The organism is Chromobacterium sp. FG22, from assembly GCF_057809415.1.
Window position 1 is genome coordinate 78,976 of record NZ_JBMDJX010000020.1, and the last position, 15,971, is coordinate 94,946.

The 15,971-nt window shown below is 65.1% G+C and carries 14 protein-coding genes; 9 read left to right on the forward strand and 5 right to left on the reverse strand.

Features of this window, described 5'->3' with window-relative positions; all coding sequences use genetic code 11:
• The first annotated feature begins 3 nt into the window (after positions 1-3).
• The 3 genes from ACODSD_RS18125 to ACODSD_RS18135 all read left to right on the forward strand — a co-directional run bounded on the left by ACODSD_RS18125 (position 4) and on the right by ACODSD_RS18135 (position 2,543).
• On the forward strand, positions 4-543 hold the full coding sequence (locus ACODSD_RS18125) for a GNAT family N-acetyltransferase (RefSeq protein ID WP_146176579.1): 540 nt from the start codon (positions 4-6) through the stop codon (positions 541-543).
• Between the two features lie 3 nt (positions 544-546).
• The gene (gene ribD / locus ACODSD_RS18130; protein ID WP_488877973.1) at positions 547-1,671 is read left to right on the forward strand and encodes a bifunctional diaminohydroxyphosphoribosylaminopyrimidine deaminase/5-amino-6-(5-phosphoribosylamino)uracil reductase RibD; all 1,125 of its coding nucleotides are present in this window, start codon (positions 547-549) and stop codon (positions 1,669-1,671) included.
• Between the two features lie 224 nt (positions 1,672-1,895).
• The gene (locus ACODSD_RS18135; RefSeq protein WP_107798468.1) at positions 1,896-2,543 is read left to right on the forward strand and encodes a hypothetical protein; all 648 of its coding nucleotides are present in this window, start codon (positions 1,896-1,898) and stop codon (positions 2,541-2,543) included.
• A 53-nt stretch (positions 2,544-2,596) separates the two neighbouring features.
• Here the strand turns inward: ACODSD_RS18135 and ACODSD_RS18140 are convergent, their stop codons facing one another.
• Positions 2,597-2,986, reverse strand: a complete 390-nt coding sequence (locus ACODSD_RS18140; RefSeq protein WP_231464660.1) for a nuclear transport factor 2 family protein — start codon at positions 2,984-2,986, stop codon at positions 2,597-2,599.
• A 291-nt stretch (positions 2,987-3,277) separates the two neighbouring features.
• On the opposite strand from ACODSD_RS18140, the gene ACODSD_RS18145 reads away from it, so the two are divergent.
• Positions 3,278-4,771 (forward strand): carboxypeptidase M32, encoded by a 1,494-nt coding sequence (locus ACODSD_RS18145; RefSeq protein ID WP_488877974.1) that lies wholly within the window; start codon positions 3,278-3,280, stop codon positions 4,769-4,771.
• Positions 4,772-4,818: 47 nt separating this feature from the next.
• Here the strand turns inward: ACODSD_RS18145 and ACODSD_RS18150 are convergent, their stop codons facing one another.
• The 3 genes from ACODSD_RS18150 to ACODSD_RS18160 form a co-directional block, all read right to left on the reverse strand.
• A complete protein-coding gene (locus tag ACODSD_RS18150) occupies positions 4,819-5,694 on the reverse strand; it encodes an alpha/beta fold hydrolase (protein ID WP_488877975.1) in 876 nt (291 codons plus the stop codon).
• Positions 5,695-5,894: 200 nt separating this feature from the next.
• On the reverse strand, positions 5,895-7,511 hold the full coding sequence (locus ACODSD_RS18155) for an MFS transporter (protein ID WP_488877976.1): 1,617 nt from the start codon (positions 7,509-7,511) through the stop codon (positions 5,895-5,897).
• Positions 7,512-7,603: 92 nt separating this feature from the next.
• Positions 7,604-9,220, reverse strand: coding sequence for a GMC family oxidoreductase (locus ACODSD_RS18160; protein WP_488877977.1), 1,617 nt, complete (start codon positions 9,218-9,220; stop codon positions 7,604-7,606).
• Between the two features lie 162 nt (positions 9,221-9,382).
• Between ACODSD_RS18160 and ACODSD_RS18165 the strand changes: the two genes are divergently transcribed.
• Positions 9,383-10,306 carry a LysR family transcriptional regulator gene (locus ACODSD_RS18165; RefSeq protein WP_107798474.1) on the forward strand — a complete coding sequence of 308 codons (924 nt, stop codon included), beginning with the start codon at positions 9,383-9,385 and terminating at the stop codon, positions 10,304-10,306.
• Positions 10,307-10,315: 9 nt separating this feature from the next.
• Positions 10,316-11,179: an AraC family transcriptional regulator gene (locus tag ACODSD_RS18170; protein ID WP_486635699.1), complete on the forward strand. Its 864-nt coding sequence runs from the start codon at positions 10,316-10,318 to the stop codon at positions 11,177-11,179.
• Positions 11,180-11,260: 81 nt separating this feature from the next.
• On the opposite strand, the gene guaB is transcribed toward ACODSD_RS18170, so the two are convergent.
• Positions 11,261-12,724 (reverse strand): IMP dehydrogenase, encoded by a 1,464-nt coding sequence (gene guaB, locus ACODSD_RS18175; protein ID WP_107798476.1) that lies wholly within the window; start codon positions 12,722-12,724, stop codon positions 11,261-11,263.
• A gap of 160 nt (positions 12,725-12,884) precedes the next feature.
• Here guaB and ACODSD_RS18180 point away from each other — a divergent pair, with 160 nt between their 5' ends.
• The 3 genes from ACODSD_RS18180 (at position 12,885) to pgsA (ending at position 15,819) form a co-directional block, all read left to right on the forward strand.
• Positions 12,885-13,319 (forward strand): DUF4124 domain-containing protein, encoded by a 435-nt coding sequence (locus tag ACODSD_RS18180; RefSeq protein WP_158274239.1) that lies wholly within the window; start codon positions 12,885-12,887, stop codon positions 13,317-13,319.
• The gene (uvrC, locus tag ACODSD_RS18185; protein ID WP_107798478.1) at positions 13,320-15,125 is read left to right on the forward strand and encodes an excinuclease ABC subunit UvrC; all 1,806 of its coding nucleotides are present in this window, start codon (positions 13,320-13,322) and stop codon (positions 15,123-15,125) included.
• A 112-nt stretch (positions 15,126-15,237) separates the two neighbouring features.
• Positions 15,238-15,819 (forward strand): CDP-diacylglycerol--glycerol-3-phosphate 3-phosphatidyltransferase, encoded by a 582-nt coding sequence (pgsA, locus tag ACODSD_RS18190; protein WP_107798479.1) that lies wholly within the window; start codon positions 15,238-15,240, stop codon positions 15,817-15,819.
• Positions 15,820-15,971: the final 152 nt, after the last annotated feature.

A 15,971-nucleotide genomic window follows, 5' to 3' on the forward strand; every position in this document is an offset into this window, starting at 1 on the left:
TCCATGGTAGAACCCCTGCCTTCCAATGTTTCGCTGCGCGCGCCGGAGCTGTCCGACGCGCCGGCGCTGTTCGCGCTGATCAACGCCAACCGCGACGCGCTGCGGCCGTGGATGCCGTGGGAGCCGCTGACCCGCTCCGAGGCGGACTCCCGCGCTTTTCTGGAATCCGCTGCCGTCGGCCGCCAGATCGGCAAGGCCTATACTTGGCTGGTATTGCGCGACGGCGCGCTGGCCGGCGTTTGCGATCTGCACGCCATCGACGATTTGAACCGCCACGCCTTCGTCGGCTATTGGCTGGACCGCCGCCAGGTGGGGCAGGGCGTGATGCAGGCGGCGCTGCGCCTGTTGCTGGCCGAAGCCTTCGGCCCCTTGGGCCTGCACCGGGTGGCGATAGACGCGGCGGCGGACAATCATCGCAGTTGCGCGGTGGCGGAGCGGCTGGGCTTCCGCTACGAAGGCGTGCTGCGCGAGTACTTGTTGTTGCAGGGCCGCTATTGCGACGCTAGGCAGTACAGCCTGCTGGCTCAAGAATGGAAGCAATGAATCATGAATTATTCCGCCGATGACCATCGTCACATGCAGCGCGCGTTGCGGCTGGCCGCCGCGGCCACCCGCCGCGCCGCGCCCAATCCGGGCGTGGGCTGCGTGCTGGTGCGCGACGGTGCGGTGATCGGCGAGGGCGCCACCCTGGAAGTGGGCGGCGATCACGCGGAAATCCAGGCGATCAAGGACTGTCTGGCGCGAGGCCTGTCCCCTCGCGGCGCCACCGCCTACGTCACACTGGAGCCGTGCAGCCACCACGGCCGCACCCCGCCGTGCGCGCGGCGTCTGATCGACGAGGGCGTGGCCCGGGTGGCCGCGGCGATGGTGGACCCCTACCATGAAGTGGCCGGCCGCGGCCTGGCCATGCTGCGCGCCGCCGGCATCGCCGCCGACGCCGGGCTGATGGAAGCCGAGGCGCGGCAAGTGCATCGCGGTTTTCTGTCGCGCGTCGAGCGCGGCCGCCCCTGGGTCACGCTCAAGGCCGCCGCCACGCTGGACGGCAAGACCGCCTTGCTCAACGGCCGCAGCCAATGGATCACCGGCCCGGAGGCGCGGCGCGATGTGCATCGTCTGCGCGCGGAACACTGCGCGGTGCTCACCGGCAGCGGCACCGTGCTGGCCGACGATCCGCAACTGACGGTGCGGGAAGTCCCCTGCGAGCGCCAGCCGCTGCGGGTGGTGCTGGACAGCGATCTGCGCACGCGGCCGGAACAGCGCATCTATCAGGACGGCGCCACCTTGCTGGCCACCTGCGATCACGAGGCTGCGCGTTTGGAGCCCTACCGCGCCGGCGCGGAGCTGCTGACCCTGCCGCGGCTGGCCGACGGCCATGCCGATCTGCCGGCTTTGCTGGCGGCCTTGGCGCAACGCGGCGTCAATATGCTGATGGTGGAAGCGGGCGCCGGCCTCAACGGCGCGCTGTTGCGCGCCGGGCTGGTGGACGAGATCGTGCTCTACCTGGCGCCGTCGCTGGCCGGCGACGCCGCGCGCGGTCTGTTCGCCTGGCCGCCGCTGGAAGACCTGGCCGACAAGCAGCGGTTGAGCATACGCGACGCGCGCATGGTGGGCGCGGATTTGCGCCTGAGCCTGACGCCGGTCTTGGCGGCTGCTCAAGGTCCCGCGAACTAGGGCGAGACAAGGCGAGGATGGCCTCCGCGCTTGGGAAAATGACCGCGTCGCCGCGAATCCCGTCTGGAGTCTGCAACATTTCTGTCCGAAAATAAGAGCAGTTCGCCCGCTGTGCGCATGACGCGTGACGGCGGGCGCGAACGCACGCTCAGGACGGGCCGCCAAGAACGGCTCGCTTTCGCATTCGGGGCAGTCGCGGCATCCGGGAGGGCTGGGGAAAGGGCATGAGCGATTTGAAGGCGGCGCTGGAAGCTTATATGCGATTGTTGGCGCGTCAGGGCGCGCCGGCTCAGGTGATCGACGAGAGGCGTCGCATTCTGGAACTGCTGCTGCCCTGGCTGGACGGCGTCGAGCGCAACGCGGAAGGCTTCCGCGGTCCTTGCGAACGCCTGCTGCAGGCCTGCTCGCCGGACGAGCAGGTGCTGGCGCTGACCTGTACCCGCGAGTTCTATTACTTCTGGCTGGGCGATACCAAGAAAGTGGTGGAGATCACCGCGCGCAGCGGTTTTTCGGTGCGCAATGTGCGGGTGTGGCTGGAGACGGATTGGGAAGGGCTGCTGACGCGGATGGAGCGCGACGGCTTCTCCCGCTTCCCGCCGTCGCTGGGCTTGTACTTGGGCAAGCTGTTCGAGGACGGCATGTCCGAGCCGGACATCCATCTGCGCGAGCGCCTGCTCAAATCCCTGCTCTATCTATTGGACGGCCAGCCCATCCAGGGCGACAGCTTCCGCATGATGGTGGACGCGGTGTTATTGCATTTGCGCGAGGCGGAGCTGAAAAACACCTTTCTGTTGCTGGTGCGCGAGTACTTCTATTACTGGCACCAATTCCCGCAAGCCCAGGCGCGCAATGCCGGCCAGCCGGCGGCTTGAGGCGGACCGACGGGCCCGCTATTTCATCCCCCGACGCTTCCGTTCCCGCAGCCTCAAGCCGGCTGCGCGGCTTCCAGCCTGGCCCGGCCCGGCAAGCCCGCGCGCCAGGCCGGCGGCGCTTCGGCGCTGGCCCAGTATTCCTCGATCTGGCTGATCAGCCCGTGTTCCAGCGTGAACAGGGAATTGGCGAAGAAGCGCGCCTCGCCGTGGTCCACCTGCGCCACCACGTGCCAGCGGCCGTCGGTCAGCAGATTGTCCTGCAGCAGGCGTATGCTCCAGCCCTCCGGATAAACGCGGTTGACGTGGACGATGGCGTCCGCGCCGCGGAAGCACTCGCCGCTGCAGTGCCACAGCATCACGGCGTCGTCGCGCAGCAGGCGGCGCGCGCGTTCCCAGTCGCGGTCCTGGTAGGCGAGAAAGAGTTGGGCGGCGATGGATGGCATGATTTTACCTCATGCTAGTCATGGAGTATTGATAATGTACAAAATCAAAATCCTTGTCAATACGCGGCTTTGGCGGATTTTGGGGCGGAAGTTGTCAGATCAAATAGTCTGATGGCATCATGCTTTGACAAGTGGAGCGTGTTTACGATCTCGCGAGCTGGGGCGAGACCAGGCGTTGCGGCTGAGAAAGCGGAAGGAGTAGCGCTAGATGAGCATTCTGCAGCGGTTCTCAACGCCGTATCGCCGACGCGCAGCAGATCGTAAATCGGTTCTTTATAGAGAGGAGACAAGATGACGCACACATCCGCCTACCAGGCTTTAACCCACACTTTCGCCCGCCTGCACCGCTTTAGCCACCTCGGCGCCATCGCCGGCTGGGACCAGGCGGCGATGATGCCGAGCAAGGGCAACGACGCCCGCGCCGCCGCGCTGGCGGAGCTGGGGGTGCTGACCCACGGCATCATCACCGCGCCGCAGCTGAAGGAGCAGCTGGACGCGGCGGAGCAGGAAAACCTGGACGAGCTGCAACGCGCCAATCTGCGCGAGATGCGCCGCGAATGGGCGCAGGCCAATCTGCTGCCGGCGGAGCTGGTGGAAGCCAAGACCCTGGCCGGCGCGCGCTGCGAGCACGCCTGGCGCAGCCAGCGCCCGGCCAATGACTGGAAGGGCTTTCTGGAAAACCTGCGCGAGGTGGTCAAACTGTCGCGCGAGGAGGGCCGCTTGCTGGCCGAGGCCAGCGGCGGCAGCCGTTACGACGCGCTGATGGACAAGTACGAGCCGGGGATGAAGAGCGCGGAGATCGAGCGCATTTTCACCGAGGTGAAGTCCTGGCTGCCGGGCCTGATCGAACGCGCGCGCGCCAAGCAGGCGTCGGAAACGGTGATCGAGCCGGTGGGGCCGTTCGCGGTGGCGCAGCAGCGCGCCTTGGGCGTGGAGGCGATGAAGCTGCTGCGCTTCGACTTCGACGGCGGCCGGCTGGATGTCAGCAGCCACCCCTTCTGCGGCGGGGTGCCGGAAGACGTGCGCATCACCACCCGCTACCGCGACGATGACTTCGTCCAGAGCCTGATGGGCATTGTTCACGAAACCGGCCACGCCCGTTACGAGCAGAACCTGCCCAAGGACTGGCTGGAGCAGCCGCTGGGCCGCGCGCGTTCCATGGGTATTCATGAGAGCCAGAGTCTGTCCTTCGAGATGCAGCTGGGCCGCAGCCCGGCCTTCCTGCAGTTGATCGCGCCGCTGATCCGCAGCCATTTCGGCGAGCAGCCGGCGTTTACACTGGAAAATCTGCAAGGCCTGTATAGCCGGGTGCAGCCGGGTTACATCCGCGTGGACGCCGACGAGTTGTGCTATCCGGCGCATGTGATCCTGCGTTTCGAAATCGAGCGCGCGCTGATGGACGGCGAGATCGAGGCCGAGGACATCCCGGCGCTGTGGGACGAGAAGATGATGGCCTATCTGGGCGTGGACACCCGCGGTAATTACACCAACGGCTGCATGCAGGACATCCACTGGACCGACGGCGGCTTCGGCTATTTCCCCAGCTACACGCTGGGCGCGATGTACGCGGCGCAGTATTTCGCCAGCCTGCGCCGCGCCGAGCCGGAGCTGGACGCGCAGGTGGCGGCCGGCAACCTGGAGCCCATCTTCAATTGGCTGAACACCCATATCTGGAGCCAGGGCAGCCGCTGGAGCACGGACGAACTGGTGCGGCGCGCCACCGGCGAAACGCTGAACCCGGCGCATTTCAAGGCGCACCTGGAGCGGCGTTATCTAGGCGTTTGAGTTTGTGGAAGGCAGATGAAAAGCGCGGCTTGGCCGCGCTTTTTTCATTAGGATTGGCTGAAAAACGCGTGGACCGCCACGGCCAGCGCTTCCGGCTGCTCCCATTGCAGCATGTGGCCGGCGTCGGCAATCACGGTTTCCTGGAGTTGGGCGAAACAGGCGCGCCGCTGCGTCATGCTGGCGGCCACGCTCTTGGCCAGCGGGTGGTCGTCGGTGTCGCCGCCCAGCGCCCACAGCACCGGCGCGCTGATGCGCTGCCAGCAAGCCATCGCTTCTTCCAGTCGGTACAGCACCGGGTTGACCATTTTGTGGCGCGGATCGGCGCGGTAGTAGAGGCCGTTGTCGCGCTGGCGGGTCAGTTCGCGCGCCAGCCATTGGGCGCGCTCCGGCGTCAGCCTGGGGTTGCGTTCCAATAGTTTGGCGGCCACGGCGTCCAGCGACTGTAAATCGCCGAACTCCGGCGCGGCGCGGGTTTCGCGCAGCCAGCGCGCATAGCGGCCCGGCGCTTCCGCCGGCTTGGTGGCGGCCAGGCCGAAGCCTTCGGCCAGCACCAGCTTTTCTATGCGTTCGGGGCGGATGCCGGCGTAGATGCCGGCAATCATAGCGCCCATGCTGTGGCCCAGCAGCTTGACCGGCTGTTGCGGCGACAGCGCGTCCAGCAGCGCGTCGAGATCGGCCAGGTAGTCGGGGAAGTAGTAGCTGCCGTCGTTCCAGTCGCTGTCGCCAAAGCCGCGCCAGTCCGGCGCCGCCACTTGCCAGCCGTCCGGCAGCGCATCCACCAGGAATTGGAAGGTGGCCGAACTGTCCATCCAGCCGTGCAGCAGCACCAAGAGCGGCGCGTCGCGCGGGCCCCAGCGACGCAGATGATGGCGGTGGCGGTTGAGGGTCAGGGTTTCGGACTGGCTGAGGCGTTGAATCGGCATGGCGGCGCGAGCGGTGGGATGAAAGCCCCAGTCTACCCAGAAACACGGCGAACCGGGAGGTTCGCCGTGCGGATGGGAAGGGCGCTTAGAGTCGCTAACAAAACCGCGCAGCGTACCTGAGCCAAGGCGCGCCGACACAGGCAGTACAAATAGTACGACAAGGAGGCGCAACGCAGGGTCAGGGGTTTTGTTAGCGAGTCTTATTGATGGATGTCGGCCTTATGAGTCTCCTTCAAGCCCAACAGGCAGACGATGAAGCTGACGCTGTAGACGATGACCGGATACCACAGACCGTAGAGGATGTCGCCGGTGTAGACCACCAGCGAGAAGGCCACGGTGGGGAACAGGCCGCCTATCCAGCCGTTGCCGATGTGGTAGGGCAGCGACATCGAGGTGTAGCGGATGCGAGTGGGGAACAATTCCACCATGGTGGCGGCCAGCGGGCCGTAGACCATGGCGGCGATCAGGCTGAGCAGCACCAGCACCGCCACCACCATCGGGTAGTTGATCTTGTCCGGGTCGGCCTTGTCCGGATAGCCGGCCTGCTTCAGCGCGGCCAGCAGCGCTGCCTTGTCGAAGCCGGTCAGCGTTTGTTCGCCCACCTTGATCTGGGTTTCGCCGCCGGCGGGCGCCGCCTGGCGCTGGTAGGGCACGCCGTTCTTGGCCAGCAGGGCCTTGGCCTGGTCGCAGCTGCTGCTGAGCTTGGCCTTGCCCACCGGATCGAACTGGAAGCGGCAGCTGGCCGGGTCCACCACCACCACCACCGGCGCCTGGCGCGCGGCGTTGGCGATGTCCGGGCTGGCATAGGCGGTCAGCCATTTGAAGGCGGGAAAGGTCAGCAAGGCCGCCAGCAGCAGGCCGGTCAGCATCACCGGCTTGCGGCCGATGCGGTCGGACAGATAGCCGAAGTACAGGAATAGCGGCGCGGCGATCAGCAGCGACATCACCAGCAGCTGGGTGGCGATCTGCGAATCGACCTTGAGGATCTGGGTGAGGAAGAACAGCGAGTAGAACTGCGCGCAATAGAAGGTGACCGCCTGGCCGCCGTTGATGCCGAACAGCGCGGTGAGCACGATGCGCAGGTTCTTCCAGTTGGTGAAGGATTCGGTCAGCGGCGCTTTGGAATGCTTGCCTTCGGCTTTCATTTTCAGAAAGGCCGGCGATTCGTGCATGGACAGCCGGATCCAGGTGGAGATGGCCAGCAGCGCCAGCGACAGCAGGAAGGGCAGGCGCCAGCCCCAGTCGTCGAAAGCCGGGCCGGTGAGTTTGCGGCAGGCCAGGATCACCAGCAGCGACAGCAGCAGGCCGGCGGTGGCGGTGACCTGGATCCAGCTGGTGTAGGCGCCGCGCTTGTGATCCGGCGCGTGTTCGGCCACGTAGATGGCCGCGCCGCCGTATTCGCCGCCTATCGCCAGGCCCTGCAGCATGCGCAGCACCACCAGCAGGATGGGCGCGGCGATGCCTATGCTGGCGTAGCCGGGCAGCAGGCCCACCAGGAAGGTGGACACGCCCATGATCAGGATGGTGGCGAGGAAGGTGTATTTGCGGCCTATCATATCGCCCAGCCGGCCGAACAGCAGCGCGCCGAAGGGGCGTACCAGGAAGCCGGCGGCGAAGGTCATCAAGGCGAAGATGAAGGCGGTGGTTTCATTGACGCCGGCGAAGAACTGCTTGCTGATCACCGCCGCCAACGCGCCGTACAGGAAAAAATCGTACCACTCGAAAACGGTGCCCAGCGACGAGGCGAAGATCACTTTGCGCTCGGAGCCGCTGATCGTGTGTCCCGCCGTGGCGGCGGGCGTCAGGGTGCTGCTCATGGTGCTGTCTCCTCTTGGTGTGGCTTTGCGACAAGTTGTGGGGCGGGAAGTGGGCTTCCTCTGTTTGGGTGGATTCCGATGTCGCGCGGCGCTCAGTCCGGCGCGGCGCGGTCTTGCAAAATCATGCGGGCGGCTTTTTCCGCGATCATCAGCGTGGGCGAGTTGGTATTGCCCGAGGTGATGGCGGGCATGATGGAGGCGTCCGCCACTCTTAGTCCGGATAGTCCGTGAACGCGCAGTCTGGCATCGACCACCGCCTCGGTATCCTGTCCCATTTTGCAGGTGCCGACCGGATGAAAGATGGTGGTGCCGATGCGGCCGGCGGCGGCGGCCAGCTCCGCATCGCTCTGGGCGGCGAGGCCGGGCAGGTATTCTTCCGGACGGTAGCGCGCCAGCGCCGGCGCGGCGACGATGCGCCGGGTCAGCCGCAGCGCGGCCACCGCGACGGCGCGGTCCCGTGGGTGGCTGAGGTAGTTGGGCTGAATCAGCGGCGCGGCGTCCAGGCCGGCGCCGCCAATGGCGACCCGGCCGCGGCTGAGCGGACGCAGGTCGCACACCGAGGCGGTGAAGGCGGGGAAGGGGTGCAGCGGCTCGCCGAAGCGTTCCAGCGACAGCGGCTGCACATGGTATTCCAGGTTGGCGCGCGTCTGTTCCGGCCCGGATGCGGCAAACGCGCCTAGCTGGCTGGGCGCCATCGCCAGCGGGCCGCTGCGCCGCCACAGGTATTCCCAGCCCATGGCCAGCTTGCCGCTCCAGCTATTGGCCAGCTGGTTCAGCGTGCGCGCGCCGCTGACCTTGAATACCATGCGCAGTTGCAGATGGTCTTGCAGATTGGCGCCGACGCCCGGCAGCGCATGGCGCACGGCGACGCCGTGCTCTTGCAGCAGCGCGACCGGGCCGATGCCGCTGCGCTGCAACAAAAGCGGGGAGCCGACGGCGCCAGCGGCCAGGATGATTTCGCCGCGGCAGCGCGCCTGCCAGCGTTGCCGCTGTTGCAGGAATGCAATACCGGCAGCGCGGCCGTCCTCCAGCAGCAGGGTTTCCGCCTCGGCATGGGTCAGCACGGTGAGGTTGGGGCGCTGGCGCACCGGGCGCAAAAAAGCCTTGGCGGTGTTCCAGCGCAGGCCGCCGCGCTGATTGACTTCGAAATAGCCGCAGCCGGCGTTGTCGCCGCCGTTGAAATCGTCCACCGGGGCGATGCCGCTCTGCTCCGCGGCGTCGCGGAAGGCGTCCAGGATCGCCCAGGACAGCCGCTGCCGTTCCACCCGCCATTCGCCGCCGTGGCCGTGCTGGGCGCGGGCGCTGTCGAAGTGGTCTTCCATGCGCAGGAAGTCCGGCAGCACCTCGTCCCAGCTCCAGCCGGGGCAGCCCTGGGCCGCCCAGCCGTTGTAGTCCGCGGCCTGGCCGCGCATATAGATCATGCCGTTGATCGAGGAGCAGCCGCCCAGCACCTTGCCGCGCGGGTAGTTGAGGCTGCGTCCGCCCAGGCCGGCCTCGGGCGCGGTGCGCAGGCACCAGTCGGTGCGCGGATTGCCGATGCAGTAGAGATAGCCGACCGGGATGTGTATCCACGGATAGTTGTCCTCGCCGCCGGCTTCCAGCAACAGCACGCGGTGTCGCGGATTGGCCGACAGGCGGTTGGCCAGCAGGCAGCCGGCGCTGCCCGCGCCGACGATGATGTAGTCGAATGTGTCCGCCAATGCCTGCATGCCGCGCTTTCCTATGACGTCTGTATCGCCACCATATAAGATCAAGCCGGGCCGGCCTGGGAATAGCCAGAGTGGAACAACAGCTGTTAGTTTTCTAACAGCCGCGCAATTGAAGCCTGTCATATTTGTGTGCAAGCGCACCATAAACACGGGGAGGGCTTGATGTTCGACTGGAACGACATCCGTTATTTTCTGGCCTTGCAGCGCAGCGGCAAGCTGCTGGCGGCGGCCCGGCAGCTGCGCACCACGCATGCGACGGTGGCCCGGCATATCGAACAGTTGGAGCGGCAGCTGGGCCAGCCGCTGTTCGTGCAGCAGCCGGACGGTTATCAACTGACCGCGGCCGGCCGGCAGTTACTGCCCCTGGCCGAGCAATTGGAAAACACCGCGTCGCGGATGCAGGACGAGGCGCGGGTGGGCCATGTGGAGGTGGCCGGTCTGGTGCGGCTGGGCGCGCCGGAGGGCTTGGGCTCGCTGTTTCTGGCGCGGCACCTGCCGCGGCTGACGGAGCGTTACCCGGCGCTGGAGATCGATCTGGTGTCGGTGCCGCGCTTTGTCAGCATCACCAACCGCGAGGTGGACATCGCCATCGCGCTGGAGCGGCCGCAGGCCAATATGGTGGTGACGCGCAAGCTGACCGATTACTGCCTGGGCCTGTACGCGACGCCGGCCTATCTGGACGCGCATGCGCCCATCCGCGAGCGCGAGGACCTGGCCGGGCATCCCATCGTCGGCTATGTCGACGATCTGCTGTTCTCGCGCGAACTGATGTTCCATCGCGGCCTGTGCCGCAACCCCTTGATCCCTCTGCGCTGCACCAGCGTGGTGGGCCAGCAGCAGGCGGCGCTGGCCGACGGCGGCATCGCGGTATTGCCGTATTATCTGACCTACGACGACGCGCGGCTGCGCCAGTTGTTGCCGGAACTGCGCATCATCCGCTCTTACTGGATCAGCGGCCGCAGCGACATCCGCCGCACGCTGCGCTACCGCGTGGTGTGGGACTACGTGGTGGAGCTGTGCCAGCGCATGCAATGGTTGCTGCTGCAACAGCCAACTCAGCAAAACGAATCAATCGATGCGGGATAAGCTCACTTCATGAGAACGCTCTATCGCAACGGCGGCCCGGATTCGCCGTATTTGTGGCGGATGCTGCGGGTGCTGGACTATCTGTGGCGCCATCTGGATGGGCCGGTGCCGCTGGAAAGATTGGCGGAGGAGGCCTGCTTGTCGCCCTTTCACTTTCACCGCGTGTATCGCGGCCTGATGGCCGAAACGGTGGGAGAGACCCGGCAGCGGCTGTTGCTGCATCGCGCGGCCGGGCAGTTGGACGGCGGCTCGCTGCCTTTGTCTAGGGTGGCGACGCGCGCCGGCTACGGCGGCACCGCGGCCTTCGTCCGGGCCTTCGCCAGGGCTTACGGCGAGAGTCCGGGCCGCTATCGCCAGCGCAGAGCGTTCATTTCTAGGCAAGACTGGGAGACCGTTATGCATGAAGTGACATTGCTCAAGCAGGATAAGGGGCTGAAGGTGCTGATGCGCCGCCATATCGGCAGTTATATGGAGATCGGCCAAGCCTTCGGCGCTTTACAGGCCATCAGCCCGGCTTGCGCGGCCGGCGACGCGCCAGGCCGCACATTCGGGATGTATCTGGATGATACGGAACAGACGGAGGAAGCCAAGCTGCGCTCCATCGCCTGCGTGACGGTGCCGGACTCCTGGCAGGACCGGACGCTGCCGGATGGGTTTGAATGGGGGGAGATCCCCGCCGGAGAGTACGCTTGCGTGACGCATCTGGGACCGTACGCGGAACTGTCCACGGCCTGGTCCTGGCTGTACCGGCACTGGCTGCCCGGCAGCGGGCGCGCGCTCGGCGAGGTGCCGTGCGTGGAAGAGTATTTGAATTCGCCTTACGACAATCCGCCCACCGCCTTGCGCACTCGGCTGATGTTGTCGCTGGCCTGACCGCGCTGGTGGTTCAGCCATGAAAAACCCGCGCCGTTTGGCGCGGGTTTTGCCGTAAAGGATGCCTGACGACGTCGGGTCTTAACGGGATACGTGGTAGTTCGGCGCTTCCTTGGTGATCTGCACGTCGTGGACGTGGGATTCCTGGATGCCGGCGGAAGTGATTTCCACGAACTCCGCTTTGGCGTGCATGTCGGCGATGGTGGCGCAACCGAGGTAGCCCATCGAGGAGCGCAGGCCGCCCACCAACTGGTGGATCACCTGGCCGATGGAGCCCTTGTACGGCACGCGGCCTTCGATGCCTTCCGGCACCAGTTTTTCCACATTGCCTTCGTTGTCCTGGAAGTAGCGGTCGGACGAGCCCTGGCTCATCGCGCCCAGGCTGCCCATGCCGCGGTAGGACTTGTAGGAACGGCCCTGGAACAGCTCGACTTCGCCCGGGGCTTCCTCGGTGCCGGCGAACATGCCGCCCAGCATCACGCAATTGCCGCCGGCGGCCAGCGCCTTGGAAATGTCGCCGGAGAAGCGGATGCCGCCATCGGCGATCATCGGTACGCCGGTGCCCTTCAGCGCTTCGGACACATTGTGGATGGCGGTCAGCTGCGGCACGCCCACGCCGGCTACGATGCGGGTGGTGCAGATGGAGCCGGGGCCGATGCCGACCTTGACGCCGTCGGCGCCGGCGTCAACCAGCGCCATCGCGGCGGCGGCGGTGGCGATGTTGCCGCCGATCACGTCCACTTCCGGGAAATTCTTCTTGACCCAGCGCACGCGCTCGATCACGCCCTGGCTGTGGCCGTGGGCGGTGTCGACCACGATCACGTCCACGCCGGCCTTCACCAGCGCGATCACGCGCTCTTCGGTGTCGCCGCCGGTGCCGACCGCGGCGCCTACGCGCAGACGGCCCTGGTTGTCCTTATTGGCGTTGGGGTGTTCGCTGGTCTTGATGATGTCTTTGACGGTGATCAGACCCTTCAACTCCCAAGCGTCGTTGATCACCAGCACGCGCTCCAGGCGGTGGGTGTGCATCAGCTCGCGGGCTTCGTCGATGCTGGCGCCTTCCTTGACGGTGATCAGGCGCTCGCGCGGGGTCATGATGGAGCCGACGCTCTGGTCCAGACGGGTCTCGAAGCGCAGGTCGCGGTTGGTGACGATGCCGACCACTTTGCCGTCTTCGATCACCGGCAGGCCGGAAATCTTGTGATGGCGGGTCAGCAGCACCAGATCGCGCACCAGCATGTCCGGGGCGATGGTGATGGGATCCTTGACCACGCCGCTTTCATGGCGTTTCACCTTGGACACTTCGCTGGCCTGTTTCGCGGGATCCATGTTTTTGTGCACGATGCCGATGCCGCCTTCTTGAGCCATGGCGATGGCGAGACGGGCTTCGGTCACCGTGTCCATGGCGGCGGACACCAGGGGCAGGTTCAGGGTGATGTTGCGGGTAAGCTTGGTGGAGAGAACTACGTCGCGCGGCAGAACTTCAGAATGGGCCGGGACGAGGAGAACGTCGTCGAAAGTATAGGCTTTCTCGATGATACGCATCTTGGCGTTTCCTTTGCGGCAAAGCGGCATTATACCGAGGCATTGTCGCTATTGCAAAAAAAGGGGCTTTCCGCCCGCAACCCTGTTACCTTTTTGCTCGCAGGCCGCGCAGGCCTTACAATTTGAGTATCTGCAGCGCATTCGGGTCAGGGAGTCGATGATGAAGTCAACCTTAGTATGGACCTTTTTGCTGGCTTTGCTGGGCTCCTCCGCCGCCAGCGCGGAAGTCTATGTATGGAAGGACGAGGCCGGAAAAACCGTGTATTCGGACCAGCCGCCGGCCAGCGTCAACGCCCGCCGCATGAATACGCGCGCGCCGGCGCCGGCATCGGCTCCGGCCAAGGAAAGCAAGAAAGCGTCGGGCAAGGACGCCGGCGGGGAAAACGCCAAGATCGCGGCGGAAAACGCCAAGATCGTGGAGGCCAACGCCAAGATCCGCGAGCAGAATTGCCAGAACGCGCGCAATCAGCTGGCCTCGGTGCAGACCAATAGCCGCATCCGCATGCCGGGTTCCAATGCGCTGGCCACCGACGCCCAGCGCAACGAGCTGATTACCCAGGCGCAGGCCAATGTGCAAACCTGGTGCGGAAAATAAGTGACGAAACCGGTTTTTGACTACAAGGCGGTACTGGCTTCCCTGCCCAATCTGCCCGGCGTGTATCGAATGCTCGACGCGTCGGGCAGCGTGCTTTATGTCGGCAAAGCGATAGACCTGAAACGGCGGGTCAGTTCCTACTTTCAGAAAAACGACCAGTCGCCGCGCATCCAGCTGATGGTGCGCCAGATCGCCAGCATCGAGACCACGGTCACGCGTTCCGAGGCGGAAGCGCTGATTCTGGAAAACAATCTGATCAAGGCGCTGACGCCGCGTTACAACATCCTGTTCCGCGACGACAAGTCCTATCCCTATCTGATGCTGAGCGGTCACGCCTTCCCGCAAATGGCCTATTACCGCGGCGACCCCAAGCGGCCGCACCAGTACTTCGGCCCCTATCCCAACGGCTACGCGGTGCGTGAGAGCATCCAGATCCTGCAAAAGGTGTTCCGGCTGCGCACTTGCGAGGACGCGGTGTTCGCCAATCGTTCCCGTCCCTGTCTGCTGTATCAGATCAAGCGTTGTTCCGGCCCCTGCGTCGACCATATCTCCAAGGACGATTACGCGCGCGACGTGGCCAGCGCGGTGGCCTTCCTGCAAGGCCGTCAGAGCGAGCTGATCGACGGCCTGACCCAGCGCATGATGACGGCGGCCGAGGCGATGGAGTTCGAACAGGCGGCGGAACTGCGCGACCAGATCCAGGCGCTGGCGCGGGTGCAGGAGAAGCAGTTCGTGTCCAGCAACTCCAGCCAGCAGGATTGCGACGTGGTGGCCGCGGTGCAGCAGGAGGGCATGCTTTGCGTCAATCTGGTGATGATACGCGGCGGCCGGCATCTGGGAGACAAGAGCTTTTTCCCGGTCAGCGGGGAGGAGGGGGAACTGGCGGACAGCCTGGAAGCCTTCCTGGCCCAGCATTATCTGGGCGCGCCCTTGCCGCCGGCCATCATCATCAACGGCGAGATTTCCGAGACCCTGCGCCAGCATCTGGAGCGGCAGGCCGAGCGCAAGCTGGCCATCGCCAGCAATCCCATCGGCGAACGACGGGTGTGGCTGGAAATGGCGGAGAAGAACGCCGCGCTGGCCATCATGCAGCGGGCTAGCAGCAAGGCCACCCAAAACCAGCGGCTGGCCCAGCTCAACGAGGTGCTGGAATTGGAGGGCGCCGGCCGTTTCGAGTGCTTCGACATCAGTCACACCATGGGGGAGGCCACGGTGGCGTCCTGTGTGATCTACGACAAGGGCGCGATGCAGCCCGGCGAATACCGGCGCTACAATATCGAAACCGCCAAGCCCGGCGACGATTACGCGGCGATGCGCGAAGTGTTGTCACGTCGCTACGGCAAGCTGGCGGCGGGCGACGGCAAATTGCCGGACGCGGTGTTCATCGACGGCGGCAAGGGGCAGGTGGGCGTGGCTTTGGAAGTGTTCGCCGAAATCGGCCTGAACCTGCCCATCGTCGGCATCGCCAAGGGCGAGGAACGCAAGCCGGGCCTGGAGACCTTGATCCTGCCTTATCTGGACAAGAGCCTGCAGCTGCGGCAGGACCATCCGGCGCTGCATCTAATCCAGACGGTGCGGGACGAAGCCCACCGCTTCGCCATCACCGGCCACCGCGCGCGGCGCGCCAAGGCGCGCACCGCGTCCACGCTGGAGGAGATTCCGGGCGTGGGCGCCAAGCGCCGGCAACAGCTGCTGATGCGCTTTGGCGGCCTGCGCGGCGTGACCGCCGCCAGCATGGACGACCTGGCCCAGGTGGACGGCATCAGCCGCACCCTGGCGGAGAAGATTTACAACGCGCTGCATTGATTGCCGGCGCGCCATCGTTTATACACTGTAACCATTGCCGTGCGTCCCGTTGTGGCTTGGGGCGGACGCGCAGTTTTTGACCGAGCCGCAAACAATAAGATTACTGACACCGATGCCCTTCAATTTGCCGATATTCCTAACCTGGCTCAGGGTTGCCCTGATCCCCATCTGCGTAGCGGTCTTCTTTTTGCCGGATTCCGTGCTGCTGCTGGAAAGCCGCAACCAGGTAGGCGCCGCCATCTTCGCCTTGGCGGCCATCACCGATTGGCTGGACGGCTATCTGGCGCGCAAGTTGGGTCAGACCTCGGCCTTCGGCGCTTTCCTGGATCCGGTGGCGGACAAGCTGATCGTCGCCGCGGCCTTGATCCTGCTGGTGCAGATGGGGCGCACCGAGGGCTGGATGGCGATGATCATCATCGGTCGGGAGATCGCCATCTCCGCGCTGCGGGAATGGATGGCGGAGATGGGCACCCGCAAAAGCGTGGCGGTGGCCTATATCGGCAAGTTGAAAACCGCGGCGCAAATGGTGGCGATTCTGCTGTTGCTGTATGCCGGCCCGCTGCTGCCGGGGGTTTCGACATTAATTTTGGGCAATGCCTTCATGGTGGTGGCGGTGATTTTGACTTTGTGGTCAATGGTTTATTACCTGAGGATGGCCGCCAAGGAGTTTTCCGGGAAAAAAATTGATGTTTGAAGTGTTGACAGTGACTGATAAATCCTTATAATTCGCATCTCTCAGCGCTGCTCCAGCAGCAGCGAAGAGAAAGCAGAAGTATTGCAGCAATTTTGAATGCGGGAATAGCTCAGTTGGTAGAGCGCAACCTTGCCAAGGTTGAGGTCGCGAGT

Excerpts from the sequence above, each read along its gene's own strand:
- ACODSD_RS18180 (WP_158274239.1), top strand. The coding sequence starts at position 12,885 with ATGAAGTCAACCTTAGTATGGACCTTTTTGCTGGCTTTGCTGGGCTCC.
- ACODSD_RS18155 (WP_488877976.1), bottom strand. The coding sequence starts at position 7,511 with ATGAGCAGCACCCTGACGCCCGCCGCCACGGCGGGACACACGATCAGC.
- ACODSD_RS18165 (WP_107798474.1), top strand. The coding sequence starts at position 9,383 with ATGTTCGACTGGAACGACATCCGTTATTTTCTGGCCTTGCAGCGCAGC.
- ACODSD_RS18140 (WP_231464660.1), bottom strand. The coding sequence starts at position 2,986 with ATGCCATCCATCGCCGCCCAACTCTTTCTCGCCTACCAGGACCGCGAC.
- pgsA (WP_107798479.1), top strand. The coding sequence starts at position 15,238 with ATGCCCTTCAATTTGCCGATATTCCTAACCTGGCTCAGGGTTGCCCTG.
- ACODSD_RS18150 (WP_488877975.1), bottom strand. The coding sequence starts at position 5,694 with ATGCCGATTCAACGCCTCAGCCAGTCCGAAACCCTGACCCTCAACCGC.
- guaB (WP_107798476.1), bottom strand. The coding sequence starts at position 12,724 with ATGCGTATCATCGAGAAAGCCTATACTTTCGACGACGTTCTCCTCGTC.
- ribD (WP_488877973.1), top strand. The coding sequence starts at position 547 with ATGAATTATTCCGCCGATGACCATCGTCACATGCAGCGCGCGTTGCGG.
- ACODSD_RS18160 (WP_488877977.1), bottom strand. The coding sequence starts at position 9,220 with ATGCAGGCATTGGCGGACACATTCGACTACATCATCGTCGGCGCGGGC.
- ACODSD_RS18125 (WP_146176579.1), top strand. The coding sequence starts at position 4 with ATGGTAGAACCCCTGCCTTCCAATGTTTCGCTGCGCGCGCCGGAGCTG.
- ACODSD_RS18170 (WP_486635699.1), top strand. The coding sequence starts at position 10,316 with ATGAGAACGCTCTATCGCAACGGCGGCCCGGATTCGCCGTATTTGTGG.
- ACODSD_RS18145 (WP_488877974.1), top strand. The coding sequence starts at position 3,278 with ATGACGCACACATCCGCCTACCAGGCTTTAACCCACACTTTCGCCCGC.
- ACODSD_RS18135 (WP_107798468.1), top strand. The coding sequence starts at position 1,896 with ATGAGCGATTTGAAGGCGGCGCTGGAAGCTTATATGCGATTGTTGGCG.